The 20,183-nt window shown below is 57.0% G+C and carries 20 protein-coding genes; 5 read left to right on the top strand and 15 right to left on the bottom strand.

The genetic code is table 11. The features are described from left to right. Positions 1-4 precede the first annotated feature (4 nt). The 3 genes from nadR to serB are packed head-to-tail and all read right to left on the bottom strand — an operon-like array spanning position 5 to position 3,638. A complete protein-coding gene (gene nadR, locus IM295_RS09860; protein ID WP_045259507.1) occupies positions 5-1,237 on the bottom strand; it encodes a multifunctional transcriptional regulator/nicotinamide-nucleotide adenylyltransferase/ribosylnicotinamide kinase NadR in 1,233 nt (410 codons plus the stop codon). 35 nt (positions 1,238-1,272) lie between these two features. Continuing rightward, a complete protein-coding gene (gene radA / locus IM295_RS09855; protein WP_126326290.1) occupies positions 1,273-2,658 on the bottom strand; it encodes a DNA repair protein RadA in 1,386 nt (461 codons plus the stop codon). Between the two features lie 11 nt (positions 2,659-2,669). After that, entirely contained in the window at positions 2,670-3,638 is a 969-nt protein-coding gene (gene serB, locus IM295_RS09850; protein ID WP_028015444.1) for a phosphoserine phosphatase, read from the bottom strand. A gap of 117 nt (positions 3,639-3,755) precedes the next feature. Here serB and IM295_RS09845 point away from each other — a divergent pair, with 117 nt between their 5' ends. Both IM295_RS09845 and lplA read left to right on the top strand, forming a co-directional pair. Then, positions 3,756-4,400 carry a YtjB family periplasmic protein gene (locus IM295_RS09845; protein WP_028015443.1) on the top strand — a complete coding sequence of 215 codons (645 nt, stop codon included), beginning with the start codon at positions 3,756-3,758 and terminating at the stop codon, positions 4,398-4,400. A gap of 39 nt (positions 4,401-4,439) precedes the next feature. Continuing rightward, entirely contained in the window at positions 4,440-5,456 is a 1,017-nt protein-coding gene (lplA, locus tag IM295_RS09840) for a lipoate--protein ligase LplA (RefSeq protein WP_028015442.1), read from the top strand. A gap of 85 nt (positions 5,457-5,541) precedes the next feature. Here the strand turns inward: lplA and deoD are convergent, their stop codons facing one another. From deoD to deoC, 4 genes are all read right to left on the bottom strand, one after another. Then, complete coding sequence (gene deoD / locus IM295_RS09835) at positions 5,542-6,261, bottom strand: purine-nucleoside phosphorylase (protein WP_003856538.1); 720 nt, start codon at positions 6,259-6,261, stop codon at positions 5,542-5,544. A gap of 125 nt (positions 6,262-6,386) precedes the next feature. Next, positions 6,387-7,610, bottom strand: a complete 1,224-nt coding sequence (deoB, locus tag IM295_RS09830) for a phosphopentomutase (RefSeq protein WP_028015441.1) — start codon at positions 7,608-7,610, stop codon at positions 6,387-6,389. A 53-nt stretch (positions 7,611-7,663) separates the two neighbouring features. Next, the gene (deoA, locus tag IM295_RS09825) at positions 7,664-8,986 is read right to left on the bottom strand and encodes a thymidine phosphorylase (RefSeq protein ID WP_193066623.1); all 1,323 of its coding nucleotides are present in this window, start codon (positions 8,984-8,986) and stop codon (positions 7,664-7,666) included. Positions 8,987-9,089: 103 nt separating this feature from the next. Next, positions 9,090-9,869: a deoxyribose-phosphate aldolase gene (deoC, locus tag IM295_RS09820; RefSeq protein WP_216779942.1), complete on the bottom strand. Its 780-nt coding sequence runs from the start codon at positions 9,867-9,869 to the stop codon at positions 9,090-9,092. A 262-nt stretch (positions 9,870-10,131) separates the two neighbouring features. Here deoC and IM295_RS09815 point away from each other — a divergent pair, with 262 nt between their 5' ends. Both IM295_RS09815 and IM295_RS09810 read left to right on the top strand, forming a co-directional pair. Further along, positions 10,132-11,667 carry a YjjI family glycine radical enzyme gene (locus IM295_RS09815; RefSeq protein ID WP_193066622.1) on the top strand — a complete coding sequence of 512 codons (1,536 nt, stop codon included), beginning with the start codon at positions 10,132-10,134 and terminating at the stop codon, positions 11,665-11,667. Further along, complete coding sequence (locus IM295_RS09810) at positions 11,642-12,502, top strand: YjjW family glycine radical enzyme activase (RefSeq protein WP_193066621.1); 861 nt, start codon at positions 11,642-11,644, stop codon at positions 12,500-12,502. The genes IM295_RS09815 and IM295_RS09810 overlap by 26 nt, the downstream gene beginning before the upstream one ends. Here IM295_RS09810 and IM295_RS09805 read toward each other — a convergent pair. From IM295_RS09805 to IM295_RS09770, 8 genes are all read right to left on the bottom strand, one after another. Continuing rightward, complete coding sequence (locus tag IM295_RS09805) at positions 12,497-13,279, bottom strand: TatD family hydrolase (RefSeq protein WP_193066620.1); 783 nt, start codon at positions 13,277-13,279, stop codon at positions 12,497-12,499. The genes IM295_RS09810 and IM295_RS09805 overlap by 6 nt on opposite strands. Continuing rightward, on the bottom strand, positions 13,276-14,328 hold the full coding sequence (locus tag IM295_RS09800; RefSeq protein ID WP_032644971.1) for a patatin family protein: 1,053 nt from the start codon (positions 14,326-14,328) through the stop codon (positions 13,276-13,278). Before IM295_RS09800 ends, IM295_RS09805 begins: the two co-directional genes overlap by 4 nt. 120 nt (positions 14,329-14,448) lie before the next feature. Next, the gene (locus IM295_RS09795) at positions 14,449-14,610 is read right to left on the bottom strand and encodes a DUF1328 domain-containing protein (protein ID WP_003856556.1); all 162 of its coding nucleotides are present in this window, start codon (positions 14,608-14,610) and stop codon (positions 14,449-14,451) included. A gap of 127 nt (positions 14,611-14,737) precedes the next feature. Further along, positions 14,738-15,355, bottom strand: a complete 618-nt coding sequence (gene osmY / locus IM295_RS09790; protein WP_028015434.1) for a molecular chaperone OsmY — start codon at positions 15,353-15,355, stop codon at positions 14,738-14,740. Between the two features lie 300 nt (positions 15,356-15,655). Further along, positions 15,656-17,245: a peptide chain release factor 3 gene (gene prfC, locus IM295_RS09785; RefSeq protein WP_028015433.1), complete on the bottom strand. Its 1,590-nt coding sequence runs from the start codon at positions 17,243-17,245 to the stop codon at positions 15,656-15,658. A gap of 91 nt (positions 17,246-17,336) precedes the next feature. Continuing rightward, complete coding sequence (gene yjjG, locus IM295_RS09780) at positions 17,337-18,014, bottom strand: pyrimidine 5'-nucleotidase (RefSeq protein WP_126345427.1); 678 nt, start codon at positions 18,012-18,014, stop codon at positions 17,337-17,339. 19 nt (positions 18,015-18,033) lie between these two features. Continuing rightward, a complete protein-coding gene (rimI, locus tag IM295_RS09775) occupies positions 18,034-18,477 on the bottom strand; it encodes a ribosomal protein S18-alanine N-acetyltransferase (RefSeq protein ID WP_028015431.1) in 444 nt (147 codons plus the stop codon). Continuing rightward, positions 18,446-18,859 carry a DNA polymerase III subunit psi gene (locus IM295_RS09770; RefSeq protein ID WP_041911296.1) on the bottom strand — a complete coding sequence of 138 codons (414 nt, stop codon included), beginning with the start codon at positions 18,857-18,859 and terminating at the stop codon, positions 18,446-18,448. The genes rimI and IM295_RS09770 overlap by 32 nt, the downstream gene beginning before the upstream one ends. Before the next feature lie 102 nt (positions 18,860-18,961). On the opposite strand from IM295_RS09770, the gene rsmC reads away from it, so the two are divergent. Next, positions 18,962-19,990, top strand: a complete 1,029-nt coding sequence (gene rsmC / locus IM295_RS09765; protein ID WP_193066619.1) for a 16S rRNA (guanine(1207)-N(2))-methyltransferase RsmC — start codon at positions 18,962-18,964, stop codon at positions 19,988-19,990. Positions 19,991-20,183 lie beyond the last annotated feature (193 nt).

The raw sequence follows: 20,183 nt of genomic DNA, 5'->3' as shown, positions 1-20,183 counted from the left end.
GTTATTACCCCTGCTCCCCCATCATCTCCTTCACCAGCTCGACGCAGCGCAGGAAGCGGGTGTCATAATCCGACTCTTCCACATGCACAAACTCAACGTTGTTCTCGTTGAGCATCTCCACCAGCATGGTCTGGAACTCGCGCCTGTCCACCGAGCTGCCCAGGCTGCGCATGCCGTCGGCCACCCACGGGGTGTTGTTTTCCAGCAGGATCACCAGGTCAAAGCGGTATTCGTCAATCAGCGCCTGCACGAACGGGTGCTCGCGCCCCTCGTACTTTTTACAGAACGCCTGCGTGGTGACGAAATCGGTATCAATAAACGCCACTTTGTTAGCGTATTTCACCGCGAAATCAATGTACTGGGCGTGCCCGAGCGCGATTTTATCGTAGTCGGAATACTGCAGTGCCATCTCGTCGCCGCCGAGGTGAGAGAAGACGTAATCGCGTCCATACTCCCACGCGCTGGTGGTGTTGAAGATGTTCGCCAGCTTGTTGACCAGCGTTGATTTACCGCTCGACTCGCCGCCCAGAATAGCCACCGTACGCACGAAGAACGGCTTCACTTCGGTCGGAATATAATCCCAGTAGCGGAACGGGTTCTCGCGGATCTGCGCCCCGCTGATGTTCATAAAGGTGCGTTTCGGGTCGATCAGCACCGTCTCAATGCCCAGATGCTCGCGGAACTGCGGCGCGTCGGACTCTTCAGAAGTGTATATCCAGTTAGGTGTAATGCCCTTCTCTTCCATAAACGCTTTGATGCCGTTGCTCCACACGTCCCAGCCGTGCGGGTACGGCTCCATGCCCTCTTCATTAAAGGCATGAATGCGAATGTTTTTCTGGTACTTAAAGGTCTGAAGCAGCCAGCGCAGACGGTCAGGCACAGTGGGCTGCTGCGACATGGCGCTGTCTTCAAAGAGCTGGCGATCGCGCGTTTCGTCGTAGCCCATGATGATGTGCAGCTCGTCCACCTGGCTACAGGCGCGCTGGATCAGATAGATATGCCCGGTATGCAGCGGATAAAACTTGCCGAACACCACGCCGATGTTCTTTTGCATTCGCGGGAACTCCAGCCCCAGAAAGCGGTGCAGAGCTTCAAGCTTCTGCGCGCTGGGGCTTTTGATTTTGGCGTTCAGCAACTGGCTCAGGTAGCCTTTGGTCATGCCGCTGGCGTCCGCCACCTGCTGCAGCGTGCAGCCCTTCTGGCGGATCGCGGTCTTGATGTAGTCAAATGATGACATAAATTACGGTGCCTCCTGCAAAATCGAATACGTAATTATAAGTCGTCAAAGACATTTAACGCATCTGCGAGTTTCTTAACGCCAAAGACCTGCATCCCTTCCGGGATTTTTTTCGGCACGTTAGCTGCCGGAACTATAGCCCGACGGAAGCCGTGCTTTGCCGCCTCGGAGATACGCTCCTGGCCGCTGGGCACCGGACGGATTTCCCCGGCCAGCCCTACTTCACCGAAGACGACCAGATCCTGCGGCAGCGGTCTGTCGCGCAGGCTGGAGACCATCGCCAGCAGCAGCGCCAGGTCTGCGCTGGTCTCAGTGACTTTCACCCCGCCAACCACGTTGACGAACACATCCTGATCCGCCATCTGCAGCCCGCCGTGACGGTGCAGCACCGCCAGCAGGATCGCCAGGCGGTTCTGCTCCAGACCGACCGCCACGCGCCGCGGGTTACCCATCATCGAGTGATCCACCAGCGCCTGAATTTCAACCAACAGCGGGCGCGTCCCTTCCCACAGCACCATTACCGAACTGCCGGAGGTGATCTCATCGCCGCGGCTCAGGAAGATGGCCGACGGGTTGCTGACCTCGCGCAGCCCCTGCTCGGTCATAGCAAACACGCCCAGCTCATTCACCGCGCCGAAGCGGTTCTTGTGGCTGCGCAGGGTGCGGAAGCGGGAATCCGCGTCGCCGTCGAGCATCACCGAGCAGTCGATACAGTGTTCGAGCACCTTCGGACCCGCCAGAGAGCCATCTTTGGTCACATGGCCGACCATCACAATCGCCACGCCGCGCGTTTTGGCAAAGCGCGTCAGGTAAGCGGCGGTCTCACGCACCTGCGCCACGCTGCCCGGCGAGGACTGAATGTCCGCCATGTGCATTACCTGGATGGAGTCGATCACCATCAGCTTCGGCTGCTCTTCTTCGGCGATCATGCAGATCTGCTCGATGCTGGTTTCCGACAGCATGTTCAGGTTACTGGTCGGCAGGCCGAGACGGTGAGCGCGCATCGCCACCTGCTGGAGGGATTCTTCACCCGTCACGTACAGGGTTTTCATCTGTTCGGCGAGCTTGCAGAGCGTTTGCAGCAGCAGGGTCGATTTCCCCGCCCCCGGGTTACCGCCGATCAGAATCGCGCTGCCCGGCACCACGCCGCCGCCCAGCACGCGGTCAAACTCTTTGAAGCCGGTGGAAAAGCGCGGCAGCGCTTCCAGGCTGATATCAGAAAGCTTTTGCACCTTCGACACGCCTGCATTGCCCGCATAGCCGCTCAGGCGCTCATTGCGGGCCACGCTCGGCGAAGCCGCCACACCACGCACTTCGGTGATGGTGTTCCAGGCATGACAGGCGCTGCATTGCCCCTGCCAGCGCGGATAATCCGCACCACATTCATTACAGACAAATGCGCGTTTTGGAGCTTTCGCCACGGTTTACCTCGTTATTTCTGATTAAGGCTGCCGGAGAGAATGCAGAACACCCCCATCAGGTCAGCGTGACGGATAGTGACTTCCGTCTTTTCATTCACTTTTGGTTTGGCATGGTAGGCAATGCCAAGGCCAGCCACTTTGATCATTGGCAGATCGTTCGCGCCGTCGCCAATGCCGACGGTCTGCTCGACCGGAATCTCATACTTTTCCGCCAGGCGCGTCAGGGTATTGGCTTTGTACTGGGCATCCACGATATCGCCGATCACCTGGCCGGTCAGCTTGCCGTCCATGATTTCCAGCTCGTTAGCGACCACCGTGGTCAGATGCAGTTTCTCGCGTAGATAATCCGCAAAGAAGGTAAAGCCACCGGAGGCGATCGCCACTTTCCAGCCGAGGGACTGGAGCTTCAGCACCAGCTGCGTCAGCCCCGGCATCAGCGGCAGCACATCGCGCACCTGGCGCAGGATGTTAGCATCGGCCCCTTTCAGGGTCGCCACGCGCTGGCGCAGGCTGGCGGTGAAGTCCAGCTCGCCGCGCATCGCACGCTCGGTGACTTCCGCCACCAGCTCGCCGCTGCCTGCCAGTTTAGCAATCTCGTCAATACATTCGATCTGAATAGCGGTGGAGTCCATGTCCATCACCAGCAGACCCGGCGTTTTCAGGTGCGGAATTTTGCCGAGAGGCGCTACGTCCAGCCCGGCGTCATGCGCCAGACGCGTGGCGCGCTGCGTCAGGGAACCCGCGAGGCGAATGACCTGGTAATCTTCCACGCACCAGGCGGCAACAATGACCATCGCCGCGCCCAGTTTGGTTTGATACTGGGTCAGGCGTTGCTTATCCAGACCGCGTCCATAGAGGAGCCAGCCGCTACGGCCAGCGTGGTAATCCAGAGGCATCACCTCATCGCCACTTAACGAGAGCGGCAATCCTGGCCATAAAGAGACATCCGTTGGCAGGTCACACCAGGTAATGTTCGGCATTAAAGCTCCTGTAATTTTGTTCGCGCCGGAAGGTTCCAGAGGGAAAATAACGCATGAGGCTACCCTGTAACCATCACTTCTGGCAACATTAAGCCCTAAATTTTCAGCAGGTGGAATATGGCTCGCGCAAAACTGAAATTCCGGCTTCATCGCGCCGTGATTGTCCTGATCTGTCTCGCACTGTTAGTCGCATTGATGCAAGGGGCATCGTGGTTTAGCCAGAATCATCAGCGGCAGCGCAACCCGCAGTTTGAAGAGCTGGCCCGTACCCTGGCGCGTCAGGTGACGCTCAACGTTGCGCCCCTGATGCGCAATGAAACGCCGGACGATAAGCGGATAGGCCAGGTCTTGCGTCAGCTCACGGAAAACAGCCGCATTCTGGATGCGGGCGTGTACGATGAAAAAGGCGACCTGATTGCCCGCGCCGGTGAGCACGTCGACGTGCGCGACAGGCTGGCGCTGGACGGCAAAAAAGCCGGAGGCTATTTCAACCAGCAGATTGTCGAACCCGTTCAGGGTAAAAATGGCCCGCTGGGGTATCTGCGCCTGACGCTGGATACCCACACCCTGCCAACAGAAGCTAAGCAGGTGGATAACACCACCAATATTCTGCGCCTGATGCTGTTACTCTCGCTGGCGATTGGCGTCGTGCTGGCGCGCACGTTGCTTCAGGGCAAGCGTACCCGCTGGCAGCAGTCGCCGTTCCTGCTGACCGCCAGCAGGTCGGTTCCCGAAGACGAAGAGAGCGAGAAGAAGGAATAGTGATAAAGTAGGCGAAAGATATGGAAAAGGAACTCTGCCATGACGACGTTACGCCTGCTTATCTCTGACTCTCACGATCCCTGGTTTAATCTCGCGGTAGAAGAGTGCATCTTCCGCCAGATGCCCGCTACCCAGCGCGTCCTCTTTCTCTGGCGTAACGCCGATACGGTGGTCATCGGCCGCGCGCAAAACCCGTGGAAAGAGTGCAACACCCGGCGTATGGAAGAGGACAACGTCCGTCTCGCACGCAGGAGCAGCGGCGGCGGCGCGGTGTTTCACGATCTGGGCAATACCTGCTTTACCTTTATGGCGGGAAAACCGGAATACGACAAAACTATCTCTACGTCTATTGTGCTCAACGCGCTCAATGCGCTCGGCGTGACGGCTGAAGCCTCGGGGCGGAACGATCTCGTGGTCAAAACGCCCGAGGGCGACCGCAAGATCTCCGGCTCCGCCTACCGCGAAACGATGGATCGCGGGTTCCACCACGGCACCCTGCTGCTGAACGCCGACCTGAGCCGCCTGGCGAACTACCTTAATCCTGATAAGAAAAAGCTTCAGGCTAAGGGCATTACCTCCGTGCGCGGACGCGTGGCGAATCTGGTGGAGCTGCTGCCGGGGATTACGCACGAGCAGATTTGCGACGCGATCCGTGAAGCGTTCTTTGAACATTACGGCGAGCGCGTGGATGCGGAAGTGATTTCACCGGATAAGACCCCGGATCTGCCCAACTTCGCCGAAACCTTTGCACGCCAGAGCAGCTGGGAATGGAACTTCGGCCAGGCCCCGGCGTTTTCACACCTGCTGGACGAACGTTTTACCTGGGGCGGCGTGGAGCTGCACTTTGACGTGGAGAAAGGCCACATTACCCGCACGCAGGTGTTTACGGACAGCCTCAACCCGGCACCGCTGGAAGCGCTGGCGGCCCGCTTGCAGGGCTGTTTGTATCGGGCGGATATGCTGCAGCAGGAGTGCGACGCGTTAATGGGGGATTTCCCGGAGCAGGAACAAGAGTTGCGGGACTTATCGGCATGGATTGCGCAGGCAGTACGCTAGTAAAAAAGCCCGCTGGCGCTGCGCTTAGCGGGCCTGGAAAACCGTAGGCCGGGTCAGGCGAAGCCGCCACCCGGCACAACAGCCCTTACTCTTTATCGCCCAGCAGAACGGATTCCAGCGCGATTTTGATCATGTCATTGAAGGTGGTCTGACGCTCGGCAGCAGTGGTCTGCTCGTGGGTACGGATGTGGTCAGACACGGTGCAGATGGTCAGCGCTTTCGCACCAAACTCAGCCGCCACGCCGTAGATACCCGCCGCTTCCATTTCCACGCCCAGGATGCCGTATTTTTCCATCACGTCGAACATGTCGCCTTCTGGCGAGTAGAACAGGTCGGCAGAGAACAGGTTGCCCACGCGTGCGTCAACGCCCAGCGCTTTTGCCGCGTCAACCGCGTTACGCACCATGTCAAAGTCAGCGATTGCCGCAAAGTCATGATCCTTAAAGCGGATGCGGTTAACTTTAGAGTCGGTACATGCGCCCATGCCGATCACCACGTCACGCAGCTTAACGTCCATACGCACCGCACCGCAGGAGCCTACGCGGATGATTTTCTTCACGCCGAAATCGGTGATCAGCTCTTTGGTGTAGATGGAGCAGGACGGGATACCCATGCCGTGGCCCATAACGGAGATTTTGCGGCCTTTATAGGTACCGGTGAAGCCCAGCATGCCGCGAACGTTGTTCACTTCACGCACGTCTTCGAGGAAGGTTTCTGCAATGTGCTTCGCACGCAGCGGGTCGCCCGGCATCAATACGACGTCAGCGAAATCACCCATTTCTGCATTAATGTGAGGAGTTGCCATCTTCAGTTCCTTTTACATTGTTGTTTTTGCCGGGTGGCGGCTACGCCTTACCCGGCCTACATTCTGTTCTCCCTCTCCCTGTGGGAGAGGGCCGGGGTGAGGGCATCAGGCCGCACCCAATCCGTTTAGAACATGGCCTTGCCATATTCCATGTCAGACGTACCAAAGTATTTCGCAATGGTCTGGCCGATGTCCGCGAAGGTTTCACGATGACCGAGCGAGCCCGGCTTCACTTTCGGGCCGTACACCAGTACCGGAATATGCTCACGGGTGTGGTCGGTACCGGTCCAGGTTGGGTCACAGCCGTGGTCTGCGGTCAGGATCAGAATGTCATCTTCCCCCACCAGCTCCATCAGCTCCGGCAGACGGCGGTCAAACAGCTCCAGGCCCGCAGCATAACCGGCTACATCGCGACGGTGGCCCCAGGAGGAGTCAAAGTCCACGAAGTTGGTGAAGACAATGGTCTTATCGCCTGCTTCTTTCATCTCTTTGATAGTGGCATCGAACAGCGCATCCAGACCGGTCGCTTTCACTTTTTTAGTGATACCGCAGTTGGCGTAGATATCCGCTATTTTGCCCACGGACACCACGTGACCGCCCTTCTCGTCAACCAGCTTCTGCAGCACGGTTGGCGCCGGTGGCTCAACGGCCAGGTCATGACGGTTACCGGTACGCTGGAAGTTACCCGCTTTGTCGCCGATAAACGGACGTGCGATAACGCGGCCAATGTTGTAGCCGCCTTCGGTCAGCTCTTCACGGGCGATTTCGCACAGCTCGTAGAGTTTATCCAGGCCAAACGTCTCTTCGTGGCAGGCAATCTGGAACACGGAGTCAGCAGAGGTGTAGAAAATCGGCTTGCCGGTTTTCATGTGCTCTTCGCCGAGCTGATCCAGAATCACGGTGCCGGAAGAGTGGCAGTTACCGAGGTAGCCCGGCAGGTTGGCACGCTTCACCAGCTTATCGAGCAGCTCCTGCGGGAAACTGTTCTCGTGATCGGAGAAGTAGCCCCAGTCAAACAGCACCGGCACGCCGGCGATTTCCCAGTGACCGGACGGGGTATCTTTCCCGGAAGAGAGCTCGTGCGCCCAGGCGTAGGCGCCCACCACTTCCGCGTTGCCGTCCATACCGGCTGCGATTTTACCGGTAGAGCCTTCATGTGCTTTTACCAGCCCGAGGCGGGTCAGGTTAGGTAGAGTCAGAGGGCCTTTACGACCGTTGTCCGCTTCGCCTTTTGCACAGGCTTCCGCGATGTGGCCCATGGTATCGGAACCCACGTCACCAAAACGTTCTGCATCTTCGGTTGCGCCGATGCCGAATGAGTCCAGCACCATAATAAATGCACGTTTCATAATTGTTCTCCGTACTTAGTGCTTCATAAAAATGCGATCAGATCAGTATACCGCTATTCAGTGATACGACGATAGACCGTCGGTGTGGTTTCCGGTGCTTTATCGTCAAGAGATATTGCCGCTTTCACCGCTTTCGCCGCGTCCTGCCAGCTGGCTTCGTCTTTCGCGTGGATCACCGCCAGCGGACGTTGGCCGTCGACGCTGTAGCCCAGACGGGCCATGTCGGTAAAGCCGACGCTGTAATCAATGGTGTCCGATGCCTGACGACGACCGCCGCCCATAGATACAACAGCCATGCCAAGCGCGCGGGTGTCCATGGCGGAGACAAAACCTTCGCCATCCGCATAAACAGCTTTGCTGAGCATCGCGGTCGGCAGGTATTTCGCGTAGTTTTCGACGAAATCGGTCGGGCCTTTTTGCGCCGCCACCATGCGGCCAAAGATCTCCGCCGCTTTGCCGTTGTCCAGCACCGCCTGAAGCTTCGCGCGGGCTTCCGCGTCGTCTTTGGCCAGCTTGCCGGAGATGAGCATCTCAACGCACAGCGCCATGGTGACATCGAACAGGCGCGGGTTACGGTATTCGCCTGTGAGGAACTGCACGGCTTCGCGGACTTCAACCGCGTTACCGGCGCTGGAGGCCAGCACCTGGTTCATGTCGGTCAGCAGCGCGGTGGTGCGCACGCCCGCGCCGTTGGAGACGCCAACGATCGCTTCGGCAAGCTGAGCAGAGAGTTCATAGGTCGGCATAAACGCGCCGCTGCCCACCTTCACGTCCATCACCAGCGCGTCCAGCCCTTCCGCCAGTTTTTTGGCGAGGATAGAGGCGGTGATCAGCGGGATGGAGTCTACGGTGGCGGTAATATCACGCGTCGCGTAAAAACGCTTGTCTGCCGGAGCAAGAGAGCTGGTCTGGCCGATAATCGCCACGCCAACGTCTTTAATAATGTCGCGGAAGCGATTGTCATCCGGGAAGATATCGAAGCCCGGAATGGCTTCCAGTTTGTCGAGCGTACCGCCGGTGTGGCCCAGGCCGCGCCCGGAGATCATCGGGATGTAACCCCCACAGGCTGCCACCATTGGGCCAAGCATCAGGGAGGTCACATCGCCCACGCCGCCGGTGGAGTGTTTGTCCACAATCGGGCCGTTGAGGTTGAGGCTTTTCCAGTCCAGAACGGTTCCTGAATCTCGCATCGCCATGGTCAGCGACACGCGCTCAGGCATCGACATATCGTGGAAGAAAATGGTCATCGCCAGAGCCGCAATCTGCCCTTCTGAGACGGTGTTGTCACGAATGCCGTTGATGAAGAAGCGAATTTCTTCGTCGCTTAAAGCAAGACCATCACGTTTTTTACGAATAATTTCTTGTGCGAGAAACACGGTAACCCCCATGCGGAATCGGGTGAATGGCGGCGGGTACGCTTACCCGCCCTGCGATCCTGTAGGCCGGATAAGCGAAGCGCCATCCGGCATTGTCTGGCAATCAGTAGCTGCTTGCGCTCTTACCGTCGCCGTGACCCAGCGCCTTCAGCAGGCTGGCCAGCAGGCTGGACGCGCCGAAGCGGTAGTGGCGGGAGTCAGCCCACTGAGCGCCAAACAGTTCGTCGGCAATCGCCAGGAACTGCTGCGCGTCTTCCGCGGTACGTACGCCGCCCGCAGGTTTGAAGCCCACGGTTTTGGACACACCCATATCGCGGATAACTTCCATCATGATGCGCGCGCTTTCCGGGGTCGCATTGACCGGCACTTTACCGGTAGAGGTTTTGATGAAATCCGCACCGGCTTTGATGGAGATTTCTGACGCCTTACGAATCAGGGCCTCTTCTTTCAGCTCGCCGGTTTCGATGATCACTTTGAGCAGCACGTTTGCCGCCGCACACGCGTCTTTACAGGCTTTCACCAGGTCAAAACCGACCTGCTCGTTGCCGGCAATCAGCGCGCGGTACGGGAACACCACGTCAACTTCGTCTGCGCCGTAGGCAATTGCCGCGCGGGTTTCCGCCAGCGCAATCTCAATGTCGTCATTGCCGTGCGGGAAGTTAGTCACGGTTGCAATGCGCACGTCCGGCGTGCCCTGCTCTTTCAGCGTTTTGCGGGCAATCGGGATAAAGCGCGGGTAGATACAGACGGCGGCGGTGTTACCCACTGGCGTTTTTGCCTGATGGCACAGGGCGATGACTTTTTCATTGGTGTCGTCATCGTTCAGGGTGGTCAGGTCCATCAGCTTCAACGCGCGCAGGCTGCTTGCAGTTAAATCGGTCATAACATTCTCCAACGGCAGTGCCGTATAAATTTTACCTTGCGGGTCTGTGAGTATTTTAACATTCACCCGCATCCACACTTCGACATTCATCACAGTTAATGAAAACTGCGTACAAATTTGCATTACTGTAATGAGATCTTCTTCAAACTTTAGCGTGCAAATTGCTGACTAAAGCAGCGATACCCCTTGTTGGATCAAAAGCGCCGGCAGGCTGGCTTCCTACAATCCGTTCATCATCCGCAGAACATTCAAGGAAGTGAACATGCCCGACGCCCTGCAACAACGTTGCCAGCACATTGTGACAAGCCCGGTGTTAACCCCGGAGCAAAAACGTCATTTTCTGGCGCTGGAAGCGGAAAATTATCTGCCCTACCCGACGCTATCTCCGGCCGCCCGCGCCGCGCTGGACGAGGGGTTTATCTGCGACATGTACGAAGGTCATGCCCCCTACAAACCGCGCTACGTGCTGCCGGATTATGAAAAATTCCTGGCTACCGGTTCGGAATGGCTGGAGCTGGAGGGCGCGAAAGATCTTGATGACGCCCTCTCTCTGTTAACTATTCTCTATCACCATGTTCCTTCAGTGACATCAATGCCGGTCTATCTGGGGCAGCTTGATGCGCTACTGAATCCGTATGTTAGAATTCTAACACAAGAAGAAATCGATAGCCGAATAAAACGTTTCTGGCGCTATCTCGACAGAACGCTGCCCGATGCGTTTATGCACGCCAACATCGGGCCCACCGACGGCCCTGTCACCCGTGCCATTCTGCGTGCAGATGCTGAACTGAAGCAGGTTGCGCCCAATCTGACCTTTATCTACGATCCCGATATCACCCCAGACGATTTACTGCTTGAGGTGGCAAAAAACATTTGTGAATGCAGCAAACCGCATATTTCAAACGGCCCTGTTAATGATAAAATTTTCACAAAAGGCCGTTTTGGCGTGGTGAGCTGTTACAACTCTCTGCCGCTGGCGGGCGGTGGCAGCACCCTGGTGCGCCTTAACCTCAAGGCAATCGCCGAACACAGCACATCCATTGACGATTTCTTCACCCGCACGCTACCGCACTACTGCCAGCAGCAAATCGCCATCATCGATGCGCGCTGCGATTTTCTGTACGGGCAATCCGGCTTCTTTGAGAATAGCTTCCTGGTGAAAGAGGGGCTGATTGATGCCGATCGGTTTGTGCCGATGTTTGGCATGTACGGTCTTGCCGAAGCGGTGAACGTACTGTGTGAGAAAGCAGGCATGGCGGGGCGTTACGGGAAAGACGAGCAGGCCAACGCGCTGGGTTATCGCATCAGCGAACAGCTTGCGGCGTTTGTTGAAAATACGCCGGTGAAGCACGGCTGGAAGCATCGCGCGATGCTGCACGCCCAGTCAGGCATCAGCTCCGATTCGGGCACCACGCCGGGGGCGCGTCTGCCGTACGGTGACGAGCCGGATCCTGTCAGTCATCTGCTGACCGTAGCGCCGCACCATAAACACTATCATTCCGGGATCAGCGATATTTTAACGCTGGATGAGACGGTAAAACGCAATCCGCAGGCGGTGGTTCAGCTTTGCCTGGGGGCGTTCAGGGCCGGTATGCGTGAGTTCACCGCGAATGTGGCCGGTAACGATCTGGTACGCGTGACCGGCTATATGGTTCGCTTGTCGGATCTGGAGAAATACCGGGAAGCGGGTTCAAGAACGAACACCACGTGGCTGGGGGAAGAGGCCGCACGCAATACCCGTATTCTGGAACGTCAGCCGCGCGTGATAAGCCATGAACAGCAGATGCGCTTTAGTTAGTCAGGTCATCCCCTTCTCCTGCGTGGACGGGCCGGGCAGCCGCCTGGCGCTGTTCCTGCAGGGCTGTAACCTGCGCTGCAAAACCTGCCACAACCCGTGGACCATCGGGCGCTGCAACGACTGCGGGGACTGCGTGCCCCACTGCCCGCACGCCGCGCTGACCATTCAGGCCGGACGCGTCTGGTGGCAGGAGAGTCACTGCCAGCAGTGCGACACCTGCCTGCGCCTGTGCCAGCAGCAGGCCACGCCCATGGCGCACCGCCTGAGCGTCGACGAGATCCTCGTTCAGGTCCGTAAATCCGCGCCCTTTATCGAAGGGATCACCGTGAGCGGCGGCGAAGCCACAACCCAACTGCCGTTTTTGATCGCCCTGTTTACCGCGATCAAAACCGATCCTGAGCTACATCATTTAACCTGCCTGGTAGACAGCAACGGTCTGCTAAGCGAAACCGGCTGGCAAAAACTGCTGCCGGTGCTGGATGGCGCAATGCTGGATCTCAAAGCGTGGGGTAATGAACATCACCGCTTCCTGACCGGACGCGAAAACCCGCAGATTAAGGAGAGCATTCGCTGGCTGGCAGACCGTCACCGTTTGACGGAGCTCCGCTTGCTGGTCATCCCGGAACAGTGTGATTATCTGGAACATATCAAACCGTTGATCGCGTTCATCCTCGAGCTGGGGAATGTTCCGGTGCGTATTAACGCGTTTCATGCACACGGGGTCTACGGCGAGGCGGCGTCATGGCGCAGCGCCACGCAGGAGGATATTGAACCGCTGGCGCGGGCGCTGGAAAAACAGAAGATAACGGTGATTCGTCCGGCGCTTTATCTATAGCGTGATGCCAAAAACCGAACGGGTATTTTCGAGCAGCGCGCTGGCAATGACCTCTTCAGGTTCCTGACGCAGTTCGCACAGCACGTCAAACACCCGCGCCGCCTGTTCCGGGCGATTCGGCTGCCCCTGAAAACCATTCAGCGGCATATCGGGGGCATCCGTTTCCAGTAACAGCGCAGAGAGAGGCAGTTGCGCCATTACGTCACGGGTTTTACTGGCGCGCGGATAGGTGATGGTGCCACCGACGCCAATTTTATAGCCCAGTTCAATAAAACGCTGCGCCTGCTGCAGGCTGCCGGAAAAACCATGCACTACGCCTCTTCGCGGCAGGTCGATGCGCTTCAGGTGCATCGCCAGTTTGTCATGAGTGCGTCGGGAGTGGAGGATCACCGGCAGATCGTGACGTTTTGCCAGCCGAAGCTGCGCGTCCAGGATCGTCTGCTGGCGTTCAAACTGCGGATCTTCGCGATAGAGATCGAGGCCGATCTCGCCGATGGCGACAAGTTTCTCTCCTGCACGTTGCAGCACCCGATCCAGCTCTTCAAGATGCTCATCACGATGGCGCTCAATCACAATCGGATGCAGGCCGAGCGCGGCATAAAGCGCGGAGTATCGAGCGGAAAGCTCCAGCACGCGGGTAAAATAGGCCGCTTCAACCGACGGCACAATGATGGCCTGCACGCCGGCTTCGGCAGCTTTCGCAATGCTTTGCGCTTCATTCCCCGTAAACGGCGGAAAATCAAAATGGCAGTGGGTATCAACAAAGCGGAGCGTCACGCCAGATCCTCGTTATCTAATAAAGCGTCATTCGCCTGCGGAATGTCCACCAGCGGCATGGTCAGGGCGTCATTGGCGACAATTGCAGGTGGCGTAATAATGCGTTTATGGCGATGCAGAGGCGGTTGCTCGGCCAGCATTTTCCCGACGGTCGCCAGGAAGTAACGCCCGCACAGCCGCCCCGTTTTGTAATCCATACGCAACGCAGGCAGCCGGCTGCCCAACGCCATGCTCAGCAGCGGCTTAGGCGGATAAATTTCAAAGATGCGCAGCTTGCCCGGGGGTTTTTCAATAAAGCGCTGCATCGCGCCGTAGGTGGTCTCATGCTGCTTCGCGATGTTCACCAGCGGCTGCAGGCTGCTGTCGCCCAGCCAGCGCTCCATCCGCTTAAACCACTGGGGGGTGTAATACATTTGCGACGGAACGGTACGGATCACCACGATGGTTTTCGCCCCGCGTCGCGCGGCTTCCTGCACCGGCACCGCGTCGCTGATGCCGCCGTCCAGATAGCTGATGCCATCCAGCAGCGCGCCGGTACGATAAAAACCGGGAATAGCGCTGGAGGCGCGGATGATGTCGAGCCAGTTCTCCTTCTGCGGTGAGAAATAGCCCGGCGAATAGTCATCCCCCCGGCTGGCGCACATCCAGAATTCTTTGCCGCTATCAAACAGGCGGGCAGCGGTATCCATGGCCAGCGGCATCTGGCTGGAGGTCGACTCCAGCAGCCAGTCGAGATCGATCAGGTTGCCGCCGCGCACGAAGCGCACCGGGTTAAAAAATTCTTTCGCCGTGGTGAAGCGCATGATCACTTTTCGCGCGTAGCCGGGCTGGTTACAGACATAGGCAGAGAGATTCTGCGCCCCGGCGGACGTGCCGAAGTAGAGGTCAAACGGGTTGAACTGCGCGCGCATAAATTCATCCAGCACGCCGGCGGTGAAAATGCCGCGCTGTCCTCCCCCCTCGCAGACCAGTGCGAGTTGACCCGCACTAAACGGTTTTAACGTCAGCGGCGCAATATTGCCGAGCGTAACGGGAATTCGTTGCCCCACCTCTGCTTTCCTGTTTTGATTATTTTATCACTCCACAGTAACGCACCCGACCTGTAACGCAAATAAGAAAAAGCCAGTCGCAGTGACTGGCTTTATTTTGTTGAAGGAATATTGCGTTTGCTACGGACGTCTACGACCCGTAAACAGGCTGACCAGGAACAGAATAATACCAACGACGAAGACAATTTTAGCTGCCCATGCCGCTGTACCTGCCAGACCACCAAAGCCCAATGCGGCGGCAATTAACGCGATAACCAGAAATATAATGCCCCAACGAAACATAAGCTTCTCCTTTACCATAGTTAATGTCGGCCGCTAAACGTGAGCGCTCAGGTCACTCACCGGCGTTTTTCCAGAGTCGTTCTTATTTCGCCCGCAGGGTTAAACCTTACGGGCGAATGGTCCAGAATTACTTCGTTTTCAGATCGTTTTTAACGCTTTTAACACCATCAATGGCTTTCGCAATTGACTCGGCGCGTTCACTTTGCGCCTGTGAATCAACCGTACCGGAAAGCTGAACCACGCCATCGGTGGTTTCCACTTTCACCTTACGAGACGGCACGATGTCATCTGCTAACAGTTTAGCTTTGATTTCGCTGGTAGTAGCGGCATCACCGGCATAACCTTTCACCGAGGCGTTTTTACCGTCGCGAACGTGCAGTTTATCGCTCACGGATGCGACACCTTCGACACCCTTCGCCACCTTCACAGCCTGTTCGGCCTGGGCCTGGCTTTCAACAAAGCCACTCAGGGTAACGACCTTTTTGTCGGTCTTAACGGAAATATCGGTGCTCTTGATGGCTTCATCATCCACCAGTGCGGCTTTCACTTTTGCTGTGATAGAGCTGTCGTCCATGAAATTACCGACTTTATTCATAGAGCTATCGATTTTTTGCCCTGCGGTGTCGGCCGTGGACTGTGCTTTATCCATGGTGCTGCTTTCCGCCAGGGCGGAACCGCTAACCAGAACGCTACCCAGTGTTACAGCCAGCAGAGTTTTAGAAATCTTCAGTCTTGTCATATTCATCGATGTATTCCTGTGTTTTACCCGTTATTCGGGCTAAATACTTCCTTAGTAGTTTTATATATCGCGAATAAACACACGGGTGAAATGGAGGACCAATCGACATGCATTGAACAGTTAATTCATCCATGCCCGGTGCTAAACACTGAGTTAAATATAGATCACTCTCACAATGCCGCTTTCAGAATTGCGTAAAAAACGCGCGAATAGCGTGAATTTGCGGTGAATTAAGAACATTCCGCAAGGGACTAATAAGACAGGAATAAAAGAAGAGCACGGCGATTGCCGTGCTCCGGGAGGGGATTAGTGTTCGCGCGTTTTGCGGAACTGAACGTCTGGATAACGTTCCTGCGTCAGGTTCAGGTTGACCATCGTTGGCGCGATATAGGTCAGGTTGTCGCCGCCATCAAGCGCCAGCTGAATTTCGTTCTTACGCTTAAATTCTTCGAATTTCTTCACGTCAGAACACTCAACCCAGCGCGCGGTCGCCACGTTGACCGATTCGTAAATCGCTTCCACGTTGTACTCGCTCTTCAGGCGCGCAACCACCACGTCGAACTGCAGCACGCCGACCGCGCCGACAATCAGATCGTTGTTGGCGATTGGACGGAACACCTGCACGGCGCCCTCTTCAGAGAGCTGAACAAGGCCTTTCAGCAGCTGTTTCTGCTTCAGCGGATCGCGCAGACGAATGCGACGGAACAGCTCCGGTGCGAAGTTCGGAATACCCGTGAACTTCATCATCTCGCCCTGGGTGAAGGTATCGCCGATCTGGATCGTACCGTGGTTGTGCAGGCCGATGATGTCGCCCGGATATGCCTCTTCAACGTGCGAACGGTCGCCCGCCATAAAGGTCAGCGCGTCGGAAATCACGACATCTTTACCGATGCGCACCTGGCGCAGCTTCATGCCCTTCTCATACTTACCGGACACCACGCGCATGAAGGCCACGCGGTCGCGGTGTTTCGGGTCCATGTTGGCCTGAATTTTAAAGACGAAGCCGGTGAACTTCTCTTCCTTCGCTTCCACTTCGCGGGTGTCGGTTTTACGCGGCATCGGCTGAGGTGCCCACTCCACCAGACCGTCCAGCATGTGGTCAACGCCGAAGTTACCCAGCGCGGTACCGAAGAAGACCGGGGTAATTTCGCCGCTCAGGAACAGTTCTTTGTCGAACTCGTGAGACGCACCCTTCACCAGCTCCAGCTCGTCGCGCAGCTGCGCGGCCAGCTCTTCGCCAACGGCGGCATCGAGATCCGGGTTGTCCAGACCTTTCACAATGCGCACTTCCTGAATGGTGTGGCCTTTACCGGTCTGATACAGGTAAGTTTCGTCTTTATAGAGGTGATAAACCCCTTTGAACAGCTTACCGCAGCCAATTGGCCAGGTGATTGGCGCACAGGCGATCTTCAGCTCGTTTTCCACTTCATCCATCAGCTCCATCGGATCGCGGATGTCACGGTCGAGTTTGTTCATGAAGGTGAGGATCGGCGTATCGCGCAGACGGGTAACTTCCATCAGCTTGCGGGTACGATCTTCTACACCCTTCGCGGCGTCGATCACCATCAGACAGCAGTCCACCGCCGTCAGGGTACGGTAAGTATCTTCGGAGAAGTCTTCGTGCCCCGGGGTGTCCAGCAGGTTCACCAGGCAGTCGTGATACGGGAACTGCATCACGGAGGTGGTAATCGAAATACCACGCTGCTTTTCCATCTCCATCCAGTCAGATTTTGCATGCTGGCTGGAGCCACGGCCTTTAACGGTACCCGCAGTCTGGATCGCCTGTCCGAACAGCAACACCTTCTCGGTGATGGTCGTTTTACCGGCATCCGGGTGCGAGATAATGGCAAAAGTACGGCGCTTGGCCACCTCTTGCAGATAAGGAGACAACGTCATAATTAAATCTTCTTTTATAAGCGCGGCAGCACGCCACGCATCATGGAATACAAAATTGCGGCTATTTTACCCATCAACGGGGGGCAGGCAATCATTGTTTACACAGGAGTTGCTCCAGTTCGGTCAATGACGTGACGGTCCAGGTTGGCTCGATGCCTTCAGGCTTCACGCGGCCATGCGCATTCAGCCAGACGGTCGACAAACCTGACTTCATACCGCCAAGAATATCAGACTCTGCGGTATCACCCACCATCAGCACGCGATCGCGGTCGGGATTACCGGCCTGCCCCAGCGCATAATCGAAAATTCGCGGATCCGGTTTCGGCACCCCAACCTCTTCGGAGATCACCAGTGCGTCAAAATGATCGCGCAGGCCGGTGCGCTCAAGGCGGATTTGCTGCAGCGCGGTAAAACCGTTGGTGATGATCCCCAGTTTCACCTTGCCTTTCAACGCATTCAGCAGGGAAACCGCGCCCGGCAGGGGCGCACAGATATCGGCCATGGCGTTAAGGAAAGCCTCGTTCAGCGTCCCCGGACTGACCTTTAAGCGCTCCGCCCAGACGTCAAATCGCTGGTGCTGAAGTTGTAACGCAGTGATGGCACCGTTCTGGTAATCCACCCACAGCGGCTTGTTCACCGCCTGATAGTCCTGAAAATCTTCAGCGGTGAAGGTCACGCTATAGTCGAGAAACATCCGCTGTAGGCCGCCGAACGAGTCAAACGTAAACAGCGTTTCGTCGGCATCAAAGAAAATCCAGTCCCATTTCATCGTTACAACCTTATATTCGTTATCCAATTGGCAGAGCCATGATAATGGCGTCTTCACGTCCCTCTGCGGTGGGGTAGTAGTTACGTCGGACTGTCGCCTCGTTAAAGCCTAAGCTTTCATAGAGCGCGATGGCGGCGACATTCGACGCGCGCACCTCCAGCCACAGGGTGAAAACGTCGCGGGTTTCGAGCTCACGAATGAGATGCTCAAGCAGTTCTCTGCCCAGCCCACGGCGCTGAAACGCCGGGTCGACGGCGATGTTAAACAGCGTCGCCTCGTCAAGAACCACCTGCGTGATGGCAAACGCGGCCAGGGTGCCGTCAACGTCCAGACGGTAGTTTAGATAGCGCTCGCCCTGATTGCTGGCAAACGTTTTTTCGCTCCACGGAAAGGCGTGGGCGCGTGTTTCAATCGCGAACGCTGCGGTCAGGTCAGGCGTCGTGAGGGAAGAAATCGTGTTCATATTCGCAGATTTGTTGCCATAGCGCGCTGCGCGCCTTTGGATTGGCTTTCAGCTCGTCCAGCGCTGGTGAGCTGATTTGGCTCCCCTGAAGAGAGATGTCGTTTGTCTCTCCGATGCGCCAGCTGTTACAGCGGCTATCAGGAGGAAGCATGGCAACCCGTTCCGGCGTCAGCTGTAAGACCTGGTCGGGCGTCAGCTTCAGGCTGCGAAGGACATCACCGATCAGGGGCTCATTCAGGGCAGGCAGTTCTTCCGCCACCATCACCAGCCGAACGTGCGCGGGGATGGAGATGGCGATTTCGCCCTGCAACGCCGTCGGGCGACGCAAAGCCCACTGGGTGATGCCCAGCTGCTGCAACTGCCAGTCTCGTCGGGATGTCATAGGGATAACTCCTGTCTCTCAGGCGCGCAAATATAGCAAATGTGTCGAAAGTGCGCCATCTACCTACTATAATCCCCGCCTGAGTTTATTGAGGAACAATTCATGTCTGCATTTACCCCGGCAAGTGAAGTCTTGCTGCGTCACAGTGATGATTTCGAAGAAGGCCGTATTCTGTTTGCCGGAGATATGCAGGATGACCTGCCCGCGCGTTTCGACTGTGCTGAAAGCCGTGCCCACACCCAATACTACCACCACTGGCAGGTGCTGAGCCGCCAGATGGGCGAGCGCGCACGCTTCAGCCTGGTGGCGGAGCAGAGCGATATTGCCGACTGCGATACGCTGATCTACTACTGGCCGAAGAACAAGCCAGAAGCCCAGTTCCAGCTGATGAACCTGCTCTCCCTGCTGCCGGTTGGCTGCGATATTTTCGTGGTCGGTGAAAACCGCAGCGGTGTCCGTAGCGCCGAGCAGATGCTGGAAGCCTACGCGCCGCTGACCAAAGTCGACAGCGCACGTCGCTGCGGTCTGTATCATGGCCGTCTGGAAAAGCAGACAACGTTCGATGCCAACACCTTCTGGGACGAGTATCAGCTTGACGGCCTGACCATCAAAACCCTGCCGGGTGTCTTCAGCCGTGACGCGCTGGATACGGGCAGCAAGCTGCTGCTCTCCACCCTGACGCCGCACACCAAAGGCAAAGTGCTGGACGTGGGCTGCGGCGCGGGCGTGCTTTCAACGGTGCTTGCCAGCCATTCACCAAAAGTGCGTTTAACCCTGTGTGACGTGAGCGCCCCGGCGGTAGAAGCCAGCCGCGCAACGCTTGCGGCCAACGGCATTGAAGGCGATGTGATTGCCAGCAACGTCTTCTCTGACGTCACCGGCCGCTTTGACATGATCATCTCTAACCCGCCGTTCCACGACGGGATGGAAACCAGCCTCGAAGCTGCGCAAACCCTGATCCGTGGCGCGACTCGTCACCTCAACAGCGGCGGCGAGCTGCGCATCGTGGCGAACGCCTTCCTGGCGTACCCGAAAGTGCTGGACGAAACCTTCGGCTTCCACGAAGTGATCGCCCAGACGGGCCGCTTTAAGGTCTACCGCACCGTGATGACGCGTCAGGCAAAGAAATAATTCGCCATACAATGCAGGCCGGATAAGCGCCAGCGCCATCCGGCAAGCAGGCGTCGCAATTCCGTCCATTTTTGCAGCAATCAATAAAAGGTGCGCACTTTTCTGTTGACGTAAAGCTGAAAACATCTAGAATGCGCCTCCGTGGTTACGATACTTTTACAGTATCGATGGTATGCGAAGGTGGCGGAATTGG

The organism is Enterobacter cloacae complex sp. P14RS (assembly GCF_014895895.1).
Lineage (GTDB): Bacteria > Pseudomonadota > Gammaproteobacteria > Enterobacterales > Enterobacteriaceae > Enterobacter > Enterobacter bugandensis.
This window is presented reverse-complemented; position numbering and strand designations above follow the sequence as displayed.

Excerpts from the sequence above, each read along its gene's own strand:
- nadR (WP_045259507.1), bottom strand. The coding sequence starts at position 1,237 with ATGTCATCATTTGACTACATCAAGACCGCGATCCGCCAGAAGGGCTGC.
- serB (WP_028015444.1), bottom strand. The coding sequence starts at position 3,638 with ATGCCGAACATTACCTGGTGTGACCTGCCAACGGATGTCTCTTTATGG.
- IM295_RS09845 (WP_028015443.1), top strand. The coding sequence starts at position 3,756 with ATGGCTCGCGCAAAACTGAAATTCCGGCTTCATCGCGCCGTGATTGTC.
- lplA (WP_028015442.1), top strand. The coding sequence starts at position 4,440 with ATGACGACGTTACGCCTGCTTATCTCTGACTCTCACGATCCCTGGTTT.
- deoD (WP_003856538.1), bottom strand. The coding sequence starts at position 6,261 with ATGGCAACTCCTCACATTAATGCAGAAATGGGTGATTTCGCTGACGTC.
- deoB (WP_028015441.1), bottom strand. The coding sequence starts at position 7,610 with ATGAAACGTGCATTTATTATGGTGCTGGACTCATTCGGCATCGGCGCA.
- deoC (WP_216779942.1), bottom strand. The coding sequence starts at position 9,869 with ATGACCGATTTAACTGCAAGCAGCCTGCGCGCGTTGAAGCTGATGGAC.
- IM295_RS09815 (WP_193066622.1), top strand. The coding sequence starts at position 10,132 with ATGCCCGACGCCCTGCAACAACGTTGCCAGCACATTGTGACAAGCCCG.
- IM295_RS09810 (WP_193066621.1), top strand. The coding sequence starts at position 11,642 with ATGAACAGCAGATGCGCTTTAGTTAGTCAGGTCATCCCCTTCTCCTGC.
- IM295_RS09795 (WP_003856556.1), bottom strand. The coding sequence starts at position 14,610 with ATGTTTCGTTGGGGCATTATATTTCTGGTTATCGCGTTAATTGCCGCC.
- osmY (WP_028015434.1), bottom strand. The coding sequence starts at position 15,355 with ATGAATATGACAAGACTGAAGATTTCTAAAACTCTGCTGGCTGTAACA.
- prfC (WP_028015433.1), bottom strand. The coding sequence starts at position 17,245 with ATGACGTTGTCTCCTTATCTGCAAGAGGTGGCCAAGCGCCGTACTTTT.
- yjjG (WP_126345427.1), bottom strand. The coding sequence starts at position 18,014 with ATGAAATGGGACTGGATTTTCTTTGATGCCGACGAAACGCTGTTTACG.
- rimI (WP_028015431.1), bottom strand. The coding sequence starts at position 18,477 with ATGAACACGATTTCTTCCCTCACGACGCCTGACCTGACCGCAGCGTTC.
- IM295_RS09770 (WP_041911296.1), bottom strand. The coding sequence starts at position 18,859 with ATGACATCCCGACGAGACTGGCAGTTGCAGCAGCTGGGCATCACCCAG.
- rsmC (WP_193066619.1), top strand. The coding sequence starts at position 18,962 with ATGTCTGCATTTACCCCGGCAAGTGAAGTCTTGCTGCGTCACAGTGAT.